The 18,137-nt window shown below is 63.5% G+C and carries 14 protein-coding genes; 6 read left to right on the forward strand and 8 right to left on the reverse strand.

Features of this window, described 5'->3' with window-relative positions; translation table 11 throughout:
* Positions 1–183 precede the first annotated feature (183 nt).
* The 3 genes from mreD to mreB all read right to left on the reverse strand — a co-directional run bounded on the left by mreD (position 184) and on the right by mreB (position 3,058).
* Complete coding sequence (gene mreD / locus ACIPL0_RS19200; protein ID WP_400597917.1) at positions 184–675, reverse strand: rod shape-determining protein MreD; 492 nt, start codon at positions 673–675, stop codon at positions 184–186.
* On the reverse strand, positions 675–1,805 hold the full coding sequence (gene mreC, locus ACIPL0_RS19205) for a rod shape-determining protein MreC (protein ID WP_400598144.1): 1,131 nt from the start codon (positions 1,803–1,805) through the stop codon (positions 675–677). The genes mreD and mreC overlap by 1 nt, the downstream gene beginning before the upstream one ends.
* Before the next feature lie 215 nt (positions 1,806–2,020).
* On the reverse strand, positions 2,021–3,058 hold the full coding sequence (gene mreB / locus ACIPL0_RS19210) for a rod shape-determining protein MreB (protein ID WP_020292894.1): 1,038 nt from the start codon (positions 3,056–3,058) through the stop codon (positions 2,021–2,023).
* 207 nt (positions 3,059–3,265) lie between these two features.
* Here mreB and gatC point away from each other — a divergent pair, with 207 nt between their 5' ends.
* The 5 genes from gatC (at position 3,266) to ACIPL0_RS19235 (ending at position 8,134) form a co-directional block, all read left to right on the forward strand.
* Complete coding sequence (gene gatC, locus ACIPL0_RS19215) at positions 3,266–3,553, forward strand: Asp-tRNA(Asn)/Glu-tRNA(Gln) amidotransferase subunit GatC (protein WP_400597915.1); 288 nt, start codon at positions 3,266–3,268, stop codon at positions 3,551–3,553.
* 15 nt (positions 3,554–3,568) lie between these two features.
* Positions 3,569–5,020 (forward strand): Asp-tRNA(Asn)/Glu-tRNA(Gln) amidotransferase subunit GatA, encoded by a 1,452-nt coding sequence (gene gatA / locus ACIPL0_RS19220; RefSeq protein WP_400597913.1) that lies wholly within the window; start codon positions 3,569–3,571, stop codon positions 5,018–5,020.
* Between the two features lie 11 nt (positions 5,021–5,031).
* Complete coding sequence (gene gatB, locus ACIPL0_RS19225; protein WP_400597911.1) at positions 5,032–6,477, forward strand: Asp-tRNA(Asn)/Glu-tRNA(Gln) amidotransferase subunit GatB; 1,446 nt, start codon at positions 5,032–5,034, stop codon at positions 6,475–6,477.
* Between the two features lie 170 nt (positions 6,478–6,647).
* Positions 6,648–7,022, forward strand: coding sequence for a septal ring lytic transglycosylase RlpA family protein (locus tag ACIPL0_RS19230; protein WP_400598142.1), 375 nt, complete (start codon positions 6,648–6,650; stop codon positions 7,020–7,022).
* A gap of 59 nt (positions 7,023–7,081) precedes the next feature.
* Positions 7,082–8,134 carry a calcium/sodium antiporter gene (locus ACIPL0_RS19235; RefSeq protein WP_400598141.1) on the forward strand — a complete coding sequence of 351 codons (1,053 nt, stop codon included), beginning with the start codon at positions 7,082–7,084 and terminating at the stop codon, positions 8,132–8,134.
* A gap of 123 nt (positions 8,135–8,257) precedes the next feature.
* Here ACIPL0_RS19235 and ACIPL0_RS19240 read toward each other — a convergent pair whose 3' ends face one another.
* The 5 genes from ACIPL0_RS19240 to ptsP form a co-directional block, all read right to left on the reverse strand.
* Positions 8,258–9,199 carry an AEC family transporter gene (locus ACIPL0_RS19240; protein ID WP_400597909.1) on the reverse strand — a complete coding sequence of 314 codons (942 nt, stop codon included), beginning with the start codon at positions 9,197–9,199 and terminating at the stop codon, positions 8,258–8,260.
* 271 nt (positions 9,200–9,470) lie between these two features.
* Positions 9,471–11,027: an alkaline phosphatase D family protein gene (locus tag ACIPL0_RS19245; RefSeq protein ID WP_400597907.1), complete on the reverse strand. Its 1,557-nt coding sequence runs from the start codon at positions 11,025–11,027 to the stop codon at positions 9,471–9,473.
* A gap of 210 nt (positions 11,028–11,237) precedes the next feature.
* A complete protein-coding gene (locus tag ACIPL0_RS19250) occupies positions 11,238–12,995 on the reverse strand; it encodes a PTS fructose-like transporter subunit IIB (protein ID WP_400597905.1) in 1,758 nt (585 codons plus the stop codon).
* Positions 12,996–13,011: 16 nt separating this feature from the next.
* Positions 13,012–13,950, reverse strand: a complete 939-nt coding sequence (gene pfkB / locus ACIPL0_RS19255; RefSeq protein WP_400597903.1) for a 1-phosphofructokinase — start codon at positions 13,948–13,950, stop codon at positions 13,012–13,014.
* Positions 13,950–16,808 (reverse strand): phosphoenolpyruvate--protein phosphotransferase, encoded by a 2,859-nt coding sequence (gene ptsP / locus ACIPL0_RS19260; protein WP_400597901.1) that lies wholly within the window; start codon positions 16,806–16,808, stop codon positions 13,950–13,952. Before ptsP ends, pfkB begins: the two co-directional genes overlap by 1 nt.
* Positions 16,809–17,141: 333 nt before the next feature.
* Here ptsP and cra point away from each other — a divergent pair, with 333 nt between their 5' ends.
* Positions 17,142–18,137 carry a catabolite repressor/activator gene (gene cra / locus ACIPL0_RS19265; RefSeq protein WP_400597899.1) on the forward strand — a complete coding sequence of 332 codons (996 nt, stop codon included), beginning with the start codon at positions 17,142–17,144 and terminating at the stop codon, positions 18,135–18,137.

Here is an 18,137-nt window from a genome sequence, read left to right on the forward strand (position 1 = left end):
CTTCTGCCCGAAGGGCGTAGGAGTGGGCTTGCCCGCGATCTGTCGGGAACCGGCAGTAAACCCGGCGAGCGCGGTGTATCTGGCATGGCAACGCTGTGTGGTTTTACTGCCGCTGCGCGCCAGATCGCGGGCAAGCCTGCTCCTACGGCCTTCGGCCAGAATCAAGAGCACCGGAAAAACCGTTCAGTTGATCTTCAAACGCAAACGCAAGCCACGCAGGCCATAGCTGACCCACGGCCAGAGCAACGCGCTGACCAGTGCCGGCAGAACCAGCGCAAGCGTCGGCTGGCGGTTGCCGGTCAGGGCGCTGAGCCACAGCTGGACCAGTTGTGCGAGGCCGAAGATCACCAGAATGACCAGACACTGCTGCCACATCGGGAACATCCGCAGACGCTGTTGCAACGACAGCACCAGGAAGGTGATCAGGGTCAGGATCAAGGCGTTCTGTCCCAGCAACGTGCCATACAGCACGTCCTCGGCAAGGCCCAGCATCCACGCGGTGACCATGCCGATCTTGTGCGGCAATGCCAGCGCCCAGAACGCCAGCAGCAGCGCGAGCCACAACGGGCGAAAGATTTCCATGAACTGCGGCAGCGGCGAGACGCTGAGCAGCAGGCCGATGGCGAAGGTCAGCCAGACCACCCAGCCGTTTCGTGCGGGAGCGTGACGTACCATTATTCTTCCCTCTGGCTCGGCGCCGCAGGGGCTGCGGCAGGCGCAGCCGGTTTCGGCGTGGCCGGTTTGACCGGCGGCTTGGCGGGCGGCTTGCTGGCGGGTTTGGCCGGTGTCGCAGGCGTGGCTGGAGCTGTGGCGGCGGGCGCAGCAGGTGCAGGCGCCGACGAGTTACCGTGCGCAGGCTTGGGCACCGTGGCCGGCACCACAGCAGGTTTGTTCGGCGTCGCACTCGGCGCCACACCCGGCACGGTCGCCGACGGAACCGCGGAAGGATCAGCCGCCTGCCGGTCCAGCGACTCCTGCTGTTGCGCGGCATCGGCAGCGCGCTCTTCAGGCGAACGGCCATCCGAGAACACCAGCAGCAGATAACGGCTGCGGTTCAGCGCGGCGGTCGGCACGGCACGGACAATTGCAAACGGCTGGCCGGAGTCGTGAATGACTTCCTTGACCGTCGCCACCGGATAACCCGCCGGGAAGCGCTGCCCCAGACCGGAGCTGACCAACAGGTCGCCTTCCTTGATGTCGGCGGTGTCGGCGACATGGCGCAATTCCAGGCGCTCCGGGTTGCCAGTACCGCTGGCAATGGCGCGCAGGCCGTTGCGGTTGACCTGCACCGGAATGCTGTGGGTGGTGTCGGTGAGCAGCAGCACGCGGGAGGTGTACGGCATCAGCTCGACCACCTGCCCCATCAGGCCACGGGCATCGAGCACCGGTTGCCCCAGCACCACGCCGTCGCGCTCACCCTTGTTGATGATGATGCGATGGGTGAACGGGTTCGGGTCCATGCCGATCAGCTCGGCGACTTCGACCTTCTCGTTGACCAGCGCCGACGAGTTGAGCAACTCGCGCAGGCGCACGTTCTGCTCGGTCAGGGCAGCCAGCTTTTGCAGGCGGCCTTGCAGCAGCAGGTTTTCGGTCTTGAGCTTTTCGTTTTCGGCGGCCAGTTCCGTGCGGCTGCCAAACTGGCTGGCGACGCCTTGATAGAGGCGCTCGGGCAGGTCGGCAATCCAGTAGGACTGCATCAACACCAGCGACATCTGGCTGCGAACAGGCTTGAGCAGGGTAAAACGCGCGTCCACGACCATGACGGCCACGGACAACACGACCAGCACCAACAGGCGAACGCCCAGCGAAGGGCCCTTTGAGAACAGCGGTTTAATAGGCTGCTCCTTCCAGGGATGCTTGAGTTTGGCTGCGCTTATTCATGGGACATGAAACCGGCCTGGTGCGGGTTGACGGAAATACCTGGCGACACCGACAAACGGTATCAGACAGTCATGACGCGCACAGGCAGCACCGCGAGATGCTGCCTGTCGGGTCAATCATGGGTGCATCTGCGGCGATATTACTCGCTGGAGAGCAGGTCCATGGTGTGTTTGTCCATCATTTCCAGGGCACGGCCGCCACCGCGAGCCACGCAGGTCAGCGGGTCTTCGGCGACGATCACCGGCAGACCGGTTTCCTGAGCCAGCAGTTTGTCCAGGTCACGCAGCAGTGCGCCACCACCGGTCAGCACCAGACCGCGCTCGGCGATGTCCGAAGCCAGTTCCGGTGGAGACTGTTCCAGCGCGCTCTTGACCGCCTGGACGATGGTCGCCAGCGATTCCTGCAGCGCTTCGAGCACTTCGTTGGAATTCAGGGTGAAGGCACGCGGTACGCCTTCGGCCAGGTTGCGGCCACGGACGTCGACTTCGCGCACTTCGCCGCCCGGATAGGCGGTACCGATTTCCTGCTTGATGCGCTCGGCGGTGGATTCACCGATCAGGCTGCCGTAGTTGCGACGCACGTAGGTGATGATCGCTTCGTCGAAACGGTCGCCGCCGACGCGTACGGATTCGGCATAAACCACGCCGTTCAGGGAGATCAGTGCGATTTCAGTGGTACCACCACCGATGTCGACGACCATCGAACCACGGGCTTCTTCGACCGGCAGGCCGGCACCGATGGCAGCGGCCATCGGCTCTTCGATCAGGAACACTTCGCGGGCACCAGCGCCCAGCGCGGATTCACGAATGGCACGGCGCTCGACCTGGGTGGATTTGCACGGGACGCAAATCAGTACACGCGGGCTTGGCTGCAGGAAGCTGTTTTCGTGAACCTTGTTGATGAAGTACTGGAGCATCTTTTCGCACACGCTGAAATCGGCGATGACGCCGTCTTTCATCGGACGAATGGCAGCGATGTTGCCCGGGGTACGGCCCAGCATGCGCTTGGCTTCCATCCCGACAGCAACAACGCTCTTCTGATTTCCGTGGGTCCGAATGGCCACAACCGATGGCTCGTTCAGGACAATACCGCGCTCACGCACGTAAATAAGGGTGTTGGCAGTGCCCAGGTCGATGGAAAGATCGCTGGAAAACATGCCACGCAGTTTCTTGAACATGGGAAAGGGACCCTAGGGAACGCGTGGGTAAAAAAGTGCGGCAAACTCTAACAACGACAGGGATTTTGGGCAAGGAGCCAATATGTTAAATTGGCTGTTTTTCCGAGCACGACCCTCGACGTTCGCGGCCCTTTGACCGTCGAAAGGTCTTTGTGTTCCGCAATCTGACGTACGGCACATTGCCTGCGCATTTCACTGGAGAATCCCATGGCGCTTGATCGCTGCGACGTGGAAAAAATCGCTCATCTGGCCCGTCTGGGACTTAATGATGCCGATATTCCGCGTACTACCGAAGCACTGAACAGCATCCTCGGGCTGGTTGACCAGATGCAGGCCGTCGACACCACCGGCATCGCGCCTCTGGCACACCCGCTGGAAGCCTCGCAACGCCTGCGTGAAGACGTGGTCAGCGAAAGCAATCACCGCGATTCCTATCAAGCCATCGCACCAGCGGTCGAAGACGGCCTTTATCTGGTTCCGAAAGTCATCGACTAAGGGAATGAGCCTGCAATGCATGAAATGACTCTGGCCGAGATCGCTCGCGGACTCGCCGACAAGAAATTTTCCGCCGAAGAGCTGACCCGCAACCTGTTGGCGCGCATCGCCGCCGTCGACCCGCAGCTCAACAGCTTCATCACCGTCACCGAAGAACTTGCCGTTCGTCAGGCCCAGGCCGCCGACGCGCGCCGTGCCGCCGGCGAGAACGGTGCCCTGCTCGGCGCCCCGCTGGCGCACAAGGACCTGTTCTGCACCCAGGGCATCCGCACCAGCTGCGCCTCGAAGATGCTCGACAACTTCAAGGCACCGTATGACGCCACCGTGGTTTCCCGACTGGCGGCTGCTGGCACCGTGACACTTGGCAAGACCAACATGGACGAATTCGCCATGGGTTCGGCCAACGAATCCAGCCATTACGGCGCGGTGAAAAACCCGTGGAACCTTGAACACGTACCGGGCGGTTCGTCCGGCGGCTCGGCGGCCGCAGTTGCCGCCCGTCTGCTGCCCGCCGCGACCGGCACCGACACCGGCGGTTCGATCCGCCAGCCGGCTGCACTGACCAACCTGACCGGCCTGAAACCGACCTACGGTCGTGTGTCGCGCTGGGGCATGATTGCCTACGCGTCGAGCCTCGATCAGGCAGGCCCGATGGCTCGCACCGCCGAAGACTGTGCGCTGCTGCTGCAAGGCATGGCCGGCTTCGACCCGAACGACTCCACCAGCATCGACGAGCCGGTGCCGGACTACAGCGCCAGCCTGAACGGTTCGCTGCAGGGCCTGCGCATCGGTGTGCCGAAGGAATACTTCAGCGCCGGTCTCGATTCACGCATCGCCGATCTGGTCATGGCCAGCGTCGAAGAGCTGAAGAAGCTCGGCGCCGTGGTCAAGGAAGTCAGCCTGCCGAACCTGCAACACGCGATCCCTGCCTACTACGTGATCGCACCGGCAGAGGCTTCTTCCAACCTGTCGCGTTTCGACGGCGTGCGCTTCGGCTATCGCTGTGAAGACCCGAAAGACCTGACCGACCTGTACAAGCGCTCCCGTGGCGAAGGCTTCGGCCCTGAAGTGCAGCGCCGGATCATGGTCGGCGCCTACGCGCTGTCCGCCGGTTACTACGACGCCTACTACCTGCAGGCGCAGAAGATCCGCCGCCTGATCAAGAACGACTTCATGAACGCGTTCAACGAAGTCGACGTGATCCTCGGCCCGACCACGCCGAACCCGGCCTGGAAGATCGGCGCCAAGAACGCCGACCCGATCGCCGAATACCTGGAAGACTTCTACACCATCACCGCCAACCTCGCGGGCCTGCCGGGCCTGTCGATGCCGGCCGGTTTCGCCGACGGCCTGCCGGTCGGCGTGCAGTTGCTGGCGCCGTACTTCCAGGAAGGTCGCCTGCTCAACGTTGCCCATCAGTATCAGCAAGTCACTGACTGGCACACTCGTGCGCCAGCGGGCTTCTAAGGAGAAAACACATGCAATGGGAAGTTGTCATCGGGCTGGAGATTCACACCCAGCTCACCACCCAGTCGAAGATTTTCTCCGGCAGCGCGACCACCTTCGGTTCCGAGCCCAACACCCAGGCCAGCCTGGTTGACCTGGGCATGCCCGGCACCCTGCCGGTACTGAACAAGGAAGCGGTGCAGATGGCGGTCAAGTTCGGCCTGGCCATCGACGCCGAGATCGGTCAGCACAACGTGTTCGCCCGCAAGAACTACTTCTATCCGGATCTGCCGAAGGGTTATCAGATCAGCCAGATGGAACTGCCGATCGTCGGCAAGGGCCACCTGGACATCACCCTGGAAGACGGCACCATCAAGCGCATCGGCGTGACCCGTGCGCACCTGGAAGAAGACGCCGGCAAGAGCCTGCACGAAGACTTCAGCGGCATGACCGGCATCGACCTGAACCGTGCCGGCACCCCGCTGCTGGAAATCGTCTCCGAGCCGGACATGCGTTCGGCCAAGGAAGCCGTGGCCTACGTCAAAGCCATGCACGCGCTGGTGCGCTACCTAGGTATCTGCGACGGCAACATGGCCGAAGGTTCGCTGCGTTGCGACTGCAACGTGTCGGTCCGGCCGAAAGGCCAGGTCGAGTTCGGCACCCGCTGCGAGATCAAGAACGTCAACTCGTTCCGTTTCATCGAAAAGGCGATCAACAGCGAGATCCAGCGCCAGATCGACCTGATCGAAGACGGCGGCAAGGTCATCCAGCAGACTCGCCTGTACGACCCGAACACCAACGAAACCCGCGCCATGCGCAGCAAGGAAGAAGCCAACGACTACCGTTACTTCCCCGACCCTGACCTGCTGCCGGTGATCATCGAGGATTCGTTCCTCGAACAGACCCGCGCCACCCTGCCGGAACTGCCGCCGCAAAAACGCGAGCGCTTCCAGTCGCAGTTCGGCCTGTCGCTGTACGACGCCAGCGTGCTGGCTTCCAGCCGCGAGCAGGCGGACTACTTCGAGCAAGTGGTCGGCATCGCCGGTGACGCCAAGCTGGCGGCCAACTGGGTCATGGTCGAGCTGGGTTCGCTGCTGAACAAGCAGGGCGTGGAAATCGACGAGTCGCCGGTCAACGCCGAGCAACTGGGCGGCATGCTCAAGCGCATCACCGACAACACCATCTCCGGCAAGATCGCCAAGATGGTCTTCGAAGCCATGGCCAACGGTGAAGGCAGCGCCGACGAGATCATCGAGAAGCGCGGCCTGAAACAAGTCACCGACAGCGGCGCCATCGAGTCGATTCTCGACGAGATGCTGGCCGCCAACGCCGAGCAGGTCGAACAATACCGCGCCGCCGACGAGGCCAAACGCGGCAAGATGTTCGGCTTCTTCGTCGGCCAGGCGATGAAAGCGTCGAAAGGCAAGGCCAACCCGGGCCAGGTCAACGAGCTGCTCAAGCGCAAGCTGGAAGGCTAAACGCTGACGGGGCTCTGCTGATCAGGAACTTTCACTGATCTGCACTGGCCAAATCGCGAGCAAGCTCACTCCTACAAAGAGCCGTATTTTTTGTAGGAGTGAGCTTGCTCGCGATTATCCCAGGCAACGCGGAATTTGCCGGGTTCAACCTTCTCAAAGGACTGCATCCCATGTGGCGGCTCTTCGGCGCTTGCGCCCTGCTCTCTTTACTGGCCGGTTGTGCCAGTGACGGCCTGATCGATCCACACGGTTACAACGCCACCGGTGGTGCCTCTTATTACGGTGCGAAGCATCAGGGTAAACGGACCGCCAGCGGTGAACGCTTCAACCAGAATTCGCTGACCGCCGCGCACCGGCAACTGCCTTTCGGCACCCGGGTGCAGGTGACCAACCTCGACAACGACCGCAAAGTCATCGTCCGTATCAACGATCGTGGCCCGCACACCCGTGGCCGGATCATCGATGTATCCCGTGCAGCCGCCGAACAATTGGGTATGCTGCGCAGCGGAACCGCCCAAGTGCGGGTGCAAGCTCTCGACGACTGACCCTGACCGATTTGAAGGTGCCCTGAATTCTCGCCTTATCCAATCTGCCACTGCCCACGCTGATCGAGCTGATCGGTGGCCTGCTGCTGATGATCATCGGTGCCGAGCTGTCGGTACGTGCCGCCGTGGCGCTGGCCGCCCTGCTGAAAGTGCGCCCGCTGTACCTCGGCCTGACCGTGGTCGCCCTGGGCAGCAGCGCACCGCAGATGGCCGTCGGCCTGCAGGCGGCGCTGACCGACAGCACCGACATCGCCGTGGGCAGCGTGATCGGCAGCAACATCTTCAACATTCTGGTGATCCTCGGCCTCTCGGCGCTGGTCATTCCCCTGCGCGTGGCGCGGCAACTGGTGCGCGTCGATCTGCCGCTGATGATCGGCGCCACCGCGCTGGTCGCGGGTCTGGCGTGGAACGCCGAACTGAGCACGGTCGACGGCGTTCTGCTGTTGCTCGGCCTGGGTGGTTACCTGTTCGTGGTACTGCGCCAGTTCGGCCACGGCATGCGCCACACGCCACAGACTGACGAACAACCGCGCCGACGCTTCTGGCCGTTGCTTGGCCGGCTAGGGATGATGATCGGCGGGCTGGCACTGCTGATTGTCGGCAGCCATCTGCTGGTGGGTGCAGCGGTGATCGTCGCCCAGGACCTGGGCTTGTCGGAGCGGGTCATCGGCCTGACCGTGATCGCCATCGCCACCTCGCTGCCGGCGTTGATGACGTCGCTGATTGCCGCGTTGCGTGGCGAACGCGATATCGCGGTGGGCAACGTGATCGGCAGCAACCTGTTCAACCTGCTGGGTGTGCTCGGTGTGACCGCGCTGATCGCGTCAGGCCCGCTGTCGATCTCGCCCAACGCACTGGATTTCGACTTGCCGGTGATGCTCGGCGTCGCCCTGCTGTGCCTGCCGCTGTTTTACTCCGGCTACCGCATCACCCGCCTGGAGGGGCTGGGGCTGCTGGCGTTGTATGCGGTGTACGGGCTGCACATCGTCTCGTTCACCACCGGCATGCCGCTGGCTGAACGTCTGGAACGACTGATGATTCATTACGCCTTGCCGGTGCTGGCGGTGGGGATTCTGTTCAGCACGATCAGGGCGTGGCGGCGGCAGCATTGATGCCGCCTTGAATCCATGGCCATTGTAGGAGTGAGCTTGCTCGCGATAGCGGTATGTCTGTGAAAACCGGGTGACTGACGCACCGTCATCGCGAACAAGCTCACTCCTACAATGCAGAGCGCGCTAGATCCACCCACCCCACTGCAGAATGAAAATCCCGATATTGGTGGTCACCGCCGCCGCCAGCGTGGTCATGACGATGATCGATGCCGCCAGTTCGTGGTTGCCTTCCGCCGCACGGGCCATGACGAAGCTGGCCGAGGCGGTCGGTGCGCCGAAGTAGAGGAACAGGATGCCCAGTTCGGCATGGCGGAAACCCAGCAGCCAGGCGCCGATGGTGCAGACCAGCGGCAGCCAGACCATCTTCATCATGCTCGCGCTGACTGCCAGCGCCCCGCTCTCGCGCAATGAGCGCAACGACAGCGTGCCGCCGATGCACATCAGCGCCAGTGGCAGGGTCATCTGCGCCAGGTAGCTGCCGGAGGTGTCGAGCCATTTCGGCAGCGGGATCTGCCAATAGGCGAACGGCGTGGCGGCGACGATGCTGATGATCAGCGGGTTGGCCACCACGCTCTTGCAGATGCTCCACGGGTCGGACTTGATCACCGGGCTGTACACCGCTAGCACCACGGTGGAGAGCGTGTTGTAGAACAGGATCACCAGCGCAGCGAGGATCGCGCCGAGGGAGATGCCGTAATCGCCGTACATGCTCGCCGCCAGCGCCAGACCGATCACGCCGTTGTTGCCGCGAAACGCGCCCTGCACGTAGATGCCACGCTCGACAAACGGCACGCGGAAAATCGCCCAGCCCCAGACCAGCGCGAACCCCACCAGGGTCGCGACGATGAAATAGATCAGCACCCCCGGCTGCAAGGCCGCATGCAGATCGGCGTGGATGATGCCGAGAAACAGCAGCGCCGGCATGGTGCAGTTGAACACCAGCGACGATGCCGTGTGGATGAAGCTGTCGTTGATCCAGCCAACGCGCTTGAGCACCACGCCGAGAAACAACATGGCGAATACCGGTGCGGTGATGTTCAGGGTTTCCCAGAAAATTGCCAGCATGCAAGCCAAACCCTGTCCCGTCGTTAGGGGGCTAATGATAGGCCAGCGGAAGACGAAGTGTTACCGGGAATTGCATAGTTATCGTACAACTACGATCTGTAGGAGCTGGCTTGTCCTGCGACCGGCTGCGAAGCAGTCGCAAAACCTGACGACTATGCGTGTCTGACACACAGCATTCACCGGATTTACTGCCGCTTCGCGCCAGGTCGCAGGGCAAGCCAGCTCCTACAAGAATCGCGCAACAAGCCATGCCTGTGGGGAGGTCATACACTCAAACCGTTGGCGCCAGCTTCTTCTCGAACACCGATACCCCGTCCAGATCGCGCAGGGTCACGGTCATTTCGCCGCTCTGGCCGTCGATATTCACTTCGCCGAAAAACTGGAACCCGGCAAACGGTGAAGTGTTTTGTGCCGGCGGGGCTTTCTGGAACACCAGTTCCGGGCCGAAGGTCTTGTCGAGGGTGTTGGGGCCGAAGCTGCCGGCGTTGAGCGGGCCGGCGACGAACTCCCAGAACGGATCGAAATCCTGAAACACCGCCTGATCGGGATGGTAGTGGTGGGCCGCGCAGTAATGCACATCCGCCGTCAGCCACACCGTGTCGCGAATCTTTTGCTGACGCAGGAAGCCCAGCAGTTCGGCGACTTCCAGCTCTCGTCCCTTGGGTGCGCCGTCGTCTGTGTTGGCGATGGCTTCCCAGCGCATCACGCCGGGACTGATCTCACCGTCCGGCACGCCGAGGCTGATTGGCATATCAGCGGCAATGACCTTCCATTGCGCCTTCGACGCCTGCAACTCGCGCTTGAGCCAGTCCAACTGCTGACGACCGAGAAACGCCGTGGTCGGCCCCGGCTGGTCGGCGAGGTTGGCGTCGTTACCGTCGCGATAGCTGCGCATGTCGAGCACGAAAATATCCAGCATCGGCCCGTACGCCAGCTTGCGGTATACCCGTCCGCCGTTGTCGGCGCTCTGCAGGCGCATCGGCGCGTATTCGAGAAACGCCTGACGGCCACGGGAGGCCAGCAGCTGGATGTCCTTGACCTTGTAGCGGTCGTCCAGTTGTTTGCTCGGCGACCAGTTGTTGGTCACCTCGTGATCGTCCCACTGCCAGATCTGCGGCACCTCGGCATTGAAGCGGCGCAGGTTTTCGTCCATCAGGTTGTAGCGGTACGCGCCGCGGTATTCGTCGAGGGTTTCGGCGACCTTGCTCTTGGCTTCGGTGGTGATGTTGCGCCAGATGCGCCCGCTCTCGGTGACCACTTCGGCCGGCACCGGGCCGTCGGCGTAAATGGTGTCGCCACTGTGGATAAAAAAGTCTGGCAGGCGCAGGCGCATGGCTTCATAGATGCGCATGCCGCCGATCTCCGGGTTGATGCCGAAACCCTGGCCGACGGTATCGCCGCTCCAGACAAAACGGATGTCACGACGGGTCTGCGGCACGCTGCGCAGATGGCCGAACCACGGCTCGCCAGCCACTCCGGTACTGGCGTCTTCAAAGAACACCCGATAGAAGATCGCCTGATCGGCAGGCAGGTCGGTCAGTTCGACACGGGCGGTGAAATCGGTGCGCTGATCGGCCAGCAACGACACCACGCGGCGCGGGTTGCTGAACATGCTGCGGGTGTCCCACTCGACCACCATCCGCGCCGGGCGGTCGGCACGGCTCCAGACCACAGCACGGTCGCCGAGCAGGTCGCCGGATTGCACGCCGTCGGTCATCTTTGGTCGGTCCTGCACCGAAGCCATCACTGCCGGCGCCAGCCCCGGCAACAGCATGCCGGCACCGGCGGCCTGGATGATGCGACGGCGGGTCAGGTCGAAGTCAGTCATGGTGATCCCTCAGACGAATGGCAAAGAGAGGAACCTAACAATCGATTGTTGGGGGAATGTGACAGCGCAGCACTGCGGCAAACATCGCACTTGTGGGAGGGAGCTCTGCTCGCGATTGCAGTGCAACCGTCACCATTGCAGCGTCTGACATGACGCTATCGCGAGCAGAGCTCCCTCCCACAGGGACCGTGTCATTCGCTGAATTCGCCGTTACGCCCCAGCCGGCACCGCATCCAGTTCTACCACTTCAGGCCGCTTGAGCAGCGCATACAGCAGCCCGGTCACCACGCTGCCCACGACAATCGCCAGCAGGTACAGCAACGCATGGTTGATCGCGTTGGGGATCAGCAGCACGAACAACCCGCCATGGGGCGCCATGAGTTTGCAGCCGAACAGCATCGACAGCGCGCCGGTCAGCGCACCGCCGATGACGCTGGCCGGGATCACCCGCAGCGGGTCTTTGGCGGCGAATGGAATCGCCCCTTCGGAAATGAAGCATAGCCCCAGCACGAACGCCGCCTTGCCGGCTTCGCGTTCACTCTGGGCGAACTTGCGACGAGCAATCAGCGCAGCGATGCCCATGCCGATAGGCGGCACCATGCCGGCAGCCATGGTCGCCGCCATCGGTGCGCCGCTGCTCGACGCCAGCAGCCCCACGGAGAACGCATAGGACGCCTTGTTGATCGGCCCGCCGAGGTCGACGCACATCATCGCGCCGAGCAGCAGCCCCAGCAGCACCGCGTTGGCCGTGCCCATGGTGTCGAGGAAGTGGGTCAGTCCTTCGAGCATGCTCGCCACCGGCTTGCCGACCACGTAAATCATCGCCAGCCCGGTGATCAGACTCGCCAGCAGCGGGATGATCAGAATCGGCTTCAACGCCTCAAGGCTGGCCGGCAGCCTGGCGTAGCGATTGACCAGCCAGGCGCTGTAACCCGCAAGAAAACCGGCGATGATCCCGCCAATGAAACCGGCACCGAGGGTACTCGCCAGCAAACCGCCGATCATGCCCGGCGCCAACCCCGGCCGGTCGGCAATGGAATAGGCGATGTAACCCGCCAGCAGCGGCACCATCAGCTGGAACGCCGCACCGGCACCGATCTGTTTCAGCGCGGCGGCCAGCGAACCCGGGTTGTCCTTGGCCGCATCGATGCCGAACACGAACGACAGTGCGATCAGCAAACCACCGGCCACCACCATCGGCAGCATGAACGACACACCGGTGAGCAGGTGTTTGTAGACCCCGGTTTTTTCCTTCTTCGCCGGTGCTGCCGCAGCAGCGGCCGATGACTCGATCTCAGCCTCGGCCAGGGCCTTTTTCAGGGTCGCTTCCGACTGTTTGAGGGCCACGCCGGTGCCGCAGCGATAGATGCGCTTGCCGGCGAAACGCTCGGTGGCAACTTCGATGTCGGCGGCCAGCAGCACCACGTCGGCATCGGCAATTGCCTGGGCGCTGAGCGGGTTGCGCGCGCCCACCGAACCCTGGGTTTCCACCTGCAACTGATAGCCCAGTTTTTTCGCGGCCTGCTGAATCGCCTCGGCGGCCATGAAGGTGTGAGCCACACCGGTCGGACATGCAGTGACCGCCACCAGACGCGGCGTCACCGCGCCAGTAGCTAGGGTCGGAGCCGGAACTGCCCCCACCACGGTCTCGCTGGCGGTGTACAACCGCGCCAGTTCAGCGGCGGAGCGCACGAAGCCATCGGCATCTTGCAACGCCTGCGCCGGGGTCGATTGATACAGGCGCTTGCCGGAAAAACGCTTGAGGTCGAGCGGGCCGGTATTGACCACCAGCACCCAGTCAGCGGCGTCGATGTCAGTGGCTGACAATTGCTTTTCCGGATGACGCGGGTCGTGCACTTCGACACAGGTGCTCCAGCCCTGCCGCTGCGCCGCCGCATCGAGCAGGCGGGCGCTGAGGACACTGCTGATCTTGCCGTTCGGACAGGCCGTAACGATGGCTACCTTCATCACACTTCCTCTCTTGTTATGCGGTCAGGGTGCGCACGGTGACGCCGCTTTCCAGCCGTTTGAGTTGCGCGGCATCGCTGATGCCAAAGCCGATCTGGGTCACCGCCATCGCCGCAATCGCCGTGGCCGTGCGCAAGGTCTGTTCGGCTTTCTGGCCACTCAGCAGACCATGGACCATGCCCGCCAGCAGCGAGTCACCCGCGCCCACCGTGCTTGCCACCGTGACCTTGGGCGGCAACGAATGCAGGGCCAGGTCGGCGCTGAACCAGTGCACGCCCTCCGAGCCCTGGGAAATCACCACATGCTCGATGCCGCGCTGACGCAGTGCTGCCGCCGCTTCGGCCTGGGCGGCGATGGAAATGATCGGCGCGTCCAGTGCGTCGGCCAGTTCCTCGGTGTTCGGTTTGATAAGCCATGGCGCCGCTTCAAGGCCGGCGCGCAGGGCCTCGCCGCTGGTGTCCAGTGCCACTTTCAGGCCCAGGCCGTTGAGGGTCAGCAGCAGGCTTTTCAGCCATTGCGGGTCGACCCCGCGCGGCAGGCTGCCGGCCACCACCACCGCGTCGAAACCGCCGGCAATCTGTTCGACCCGCGCCGCCAGCGCCTGTTGCGCCTGCATGCTGACTTCCGGGCCCGGACCGTTGAGGTCGGTGATCCGTCCGCTGCTTTCCGCCAGCTTGATGTTGCTGCGGGTCTCCCCCGGCACGCGGACAAACTCGTCGACAAAGCCCCGGCGGGCAAACAGCGACTCGAACGGCTGCTGATTGTCGACGCCGAGAAAGCCGGCCACGGTCAGCTCATGGCCCAGATCCGCCAGGACCTGCGCGACGTTGAGGCCCTTGCCTGCCGCATGGCAGAGCATGGTGTCGCTGCGGTTGACCTGGCCGACCTGCAACGGCCCCAACTGCACCGTCAGGTCCAGCGCCGGGTTCATGGTCAATGTCAGAATTTTCGCCATTACCGCTTCTCCACCAGGGCACGCACATCGGCGGCGCTGCCGACGGCCAGGGCCGTCTGCGCCAGTTGTCGCGCTTCACTCACATTCAATTCACGCACGCAGGCTTTGACTTCGCCGACACTGCGCGCGGCCACGCTCAATTCATCCACACCCAGACCGACCAGCACCGGCACCGCCAGCGGATCGGCCGCCAGCTCGCCGCAGACACCCACCCATTTGCCGTGGGCATGGGCGGCACGCACGGTGATGTCGATCAGTTGCAGCACCGCCGGGTGCAGGCCATCGGCCTGTGCCGACAGGGTCGGGTGACCACGGTCGATGGCCAGGGTGTACTGGGTCAGGTCGTTGGTGCCGACGCTGAAGAAATCCACTTCTTTGGCCAGCACCGGCGCCAGCAACGCTGCCGAGGGCACTTCGATCATGATCCCCAGTTGCAGGTTGGCGACCGGAATATCCCTGCGCAGACGCTCGGTCATGTCCCGTGCCTGGCGCCACTCCTCGACGGTACCGACCATGGGAAACATGATCCGCAGCGGACGGTTGTCGGCAGCGCGCAGCAAGGCGCGCAACTGGCTTTCCATGATGTCAGGCCGTTGCAGGGTCAGGCGGATGCCACGCACGCCGAGGAACGGGTTTTCTTCTTCCGCGATAGGCCAGTACGGCAACGGTTTGTCGCCGCCGACGTCGAGTGTGCGCACCACCAGCGGCCGGCCCTGCAGATCGTTGAGCACGCGGCGATATTCGGCCTCCTGGGTCGCCTCGTCGGGCGCCGAGTTGTGGGCCATGAACAGCAATTCGGTGCGCAGCAGGCCAATGCCTTCGGCGCCCTGCTCCACTGCTGCCGGCGTGCCGGTGCTGTCGCCGATATTGGCGAACACTTCCACGGCATGGCCGTCGCGGGTGATGGCCGGTTCCATGCGCAACGCGGCGGCCGCTTTCAGACGCTGCTCGCGTGTGTCGCGGTCGAGCAGCGCCCGTCGCAGAGTCGCATCGTCCGGGGCGACATCGAGACGCCCGCGCTGGCCGTCGATCAACAGCGGCGTGCCGGACTTGATCAGCAGCACCGCATCGCCCGCACCGACCAGCGCCGGAATGCCCAGCGCCCGCGCAACAATGGCGCTGTGGGCGGTGGCGCCGCCACGCGCGGTGAGAATGCCGGCGACCCGCGCCGGGTCCAGCCGCGCCACGTCGGACGGACCGACTTCGTCCATCACCAGAATGTAAGGTTCTTGCGGCTCGACCAGATCGTCGACACCACAGATTTGCGCCAGCACACGGCGGCCGACATCGCGCAGGTCGGCGGCGCGCTCGGCGAGCAAGGCGTCTTTGAGTTGCTCCTGCCGGCTGGCCGCTGCGTCGATCACGTTCATCCATGCCGCGGCGGCACTTTCGCCGTGACGCAGGCGCTGCAGCACCTCTTCGACCAGTTCCGGGTCGTCGAGCATTTCCTGATGGGTGATGAAAATCTCGCGGATTGCCTTGGCCGTGCTGCGCTGGATCAGCCCGTCGATGTCCTGTCGCACCTGAGCCAGCGCGCCATGCAGATGCTGGCGCTCAACTTCTTGGGATTCACCGCGCAGCGGGTATTCCAGCACCGGCAGCACGTGGACGTGGGCCGGGCCGATGGCGATGCCGGGGGACGCAGGCACCGCCTGAATCTGCGCGCCGGCAATCGGCGCGCTCAGCGCCGGAGACACCTCGGCCAGCGGCGTCGGCGCCACTTCGCTGGGCAGCGCTTCGATCTCTTCGCCGAGGCCATCGCGCACGGCCTGCACCAGCGCCGGCAAGGCATCGGCGGCCACGGCAGGCTCAGCGATGAACTCCAGCACCTGCCCACGCCGTACGCCCAGGCTCAGCAGTTTGCTCAGGCTTTTCACCGACACAGGCTGCTCGTCAGCGTCCACCACCCGCACGCGCACATCACCTTCGAAGCCCTTGGCCAGTTGCGCCAGAATCTTCGCCGGCCGCGCATGCAGGCCATGGGCGTTGGCCAGGGTGACGCGCTCGCTCGGCCAGTCCGGCGGTACCTCGCCCCCCAGCGCCTGGAGCACCGCACGGCTGCTGGTGGCGCCGCCCAGTTCGTGGCCGCGGCCTTCGATCAGCAGCGCACACAGGCGCTCCAACAGGGCCTGATGGGATTCACCGAGACTGGCGAGGCAGAACAGCCCGCTCAACGGCTGGCCCAGGTGACGCATGGGTTTGTCGGGGGTGACAAAGGCCAGACCCGGTTTGTTGACCATCTGCTCGCTGTGCAGCCACCACAAGCCGTCGCCCAGCGGCAGCGGTTCGACCTGCTGCAGCACGGCGGAGAAACCGTTGTTCACGCATTCAGCCCGACGCAACAGGCGGGCGCCGCGCCAGACCAGCTCTTCAAAATCTTCCACCGATGCGCCGAGGCTGATCATCTGCGCATCCAGAGCCAGCTCCTGCGGCGCGCCTTGCAGCAACTTGAGCAGGGTTTCCGGGGTCTTCGCCTGACGCAGCGCTTCGCCCAGATCGGTCTCGCCTAGGGCGCGGGTCAGCAATTGCAGCAAACGCAGGTGTTCGTCGGATTTGGCGGCGATGCCGATGGCCAGATAGACCGTCTGCCCGTCGCCCCAATCCACGCCTTGAGGAAATTGCATCAGGCGCACGCCAGTGGTGAACACCTGATCGCGGGTCTGTGGCGTGCCGTGGGGAATGGCGATGCCCTGGCCGAGAAAGGTCGAGCCCTGCTGTTCACGGGCCTGCAAACCTTGCAGATAACCAGCAGCGACCAGACCGTCGGCAACCAGGCGATCGGCCAGCAGTTGCAGGGCGGCGGGTTTGTCCACCGCCGACTGGTCCATGGAAATCTGCTCAACGGTCAGTTCGAGCATGGCGTCCTCCTGTGCGGCGCAAGGTGGCGCCTGATTGTTGTTGTAGGCTGCGGACGCAGGGACCGAGCATGGCATCGCAGTGCATTTTTCCGGCTTTTCAGCTAAAAAACCGCTTGCTGAAACGATTAATCAGAATATGTCGCGCACATTAATCGATATTTCTGGCGGTTTGAAGCACATCCTGTCGACTGTCCGACACTGCACGATGAAATCACTGCACCGATCAATCGCTGACAGGGTCTGCTGTAATGATGGCCGCGAATCAGTGACAATCCCCGGCAGTTTGTCTTAGGCACCCATGACTCCCTGCCGATAACAAAAGGAACGTTGGGCTTGAAACTCAGTGATATTGCGCGTCTGGCCGGTGTTTCCGTGACCACGGCCAGTTACGTGATCAACGGCAAGGCCGAACAGCAGCGCATCAGCAATGCGACCGTCGAGCGTGTCCGCGCAGTGGTCGAGGCCCATGGCTTCCGGCCCAACCCGCAGGCGGCCGGTCTGCGCAGCCGCCACACCCGCACCCTTGGCTTCATTCTGCCGGATCTGGAAAACCCCAGTTACGCGCGGATCGCCAAGCAACTGGAACAGGGCGCCCGAGCCCGAGGCTACCAGTTGCTGATCGCCAGCTCCGACGATGATCCCATCAGTGAGCTGCAATTGTTGCAGTTGTTCCGCGCCCGCCGCTGCGATGCGCTGTTCGTTGCCAGTTGCCTGCCGGCCAGCGACGACAGTTACCGCGAGCTGCAACAGCATGGCATTCCGGTGATCGCCATCGACCGGGAAATGGACCCCGCGCACTTCTGCTCGGTGGTCAGCGACGACCACGACGCCAGCCAGCAATTGACCCGCAGCCTGCTGGAAACCCGGCCACGGCACATCGCCCTGATCGGTGCGCGCCCGGAACTCAGCGTCAGCAAGGCCCGCGCCTGCGGTTTCGAAGACGCGCTGGAAGGCTTTGCCGGCGAAGTCATCATCGACCACGGCGAATCGTTCAGCCGCGACACCGGATTGCAGATCGCCGGGGCCATGCTCGACCGCCTGGGTTATTTCCCCGACGCGCTGATCACCACTTCCTACGTGCTGCTGCAAGGCGTGTTCGACCTGTTGCACGCACGCAAACTGAACCCGGATCAACTGCACCTGGGCACGTTCGGTGACACACAGTTGTTGGACTTCCTGCCGCTGCCGGTCAACGCCATGGCCCAACAGCATCAACTGATCGCGGAAAAGGCCCTCGCGCTGGCGCTGGCCGCCATCGAACAGGATCAGTACGAGCCCGGCGTACACGCCATCGTCCGCACCTTCAAGCAGCGTATCCACGAGGCCTGA

It is taken from the genome of Pseudomonas sp. NPDC090208 (assembly GCF_044746785.1).
Taxonomy (GTDB): domain Bacteria; phylum Pseudomonadota; class Gammaproteobacteria; order Pseudomonadales; family Pseudomonadaceae; genus Aquipseudomonas.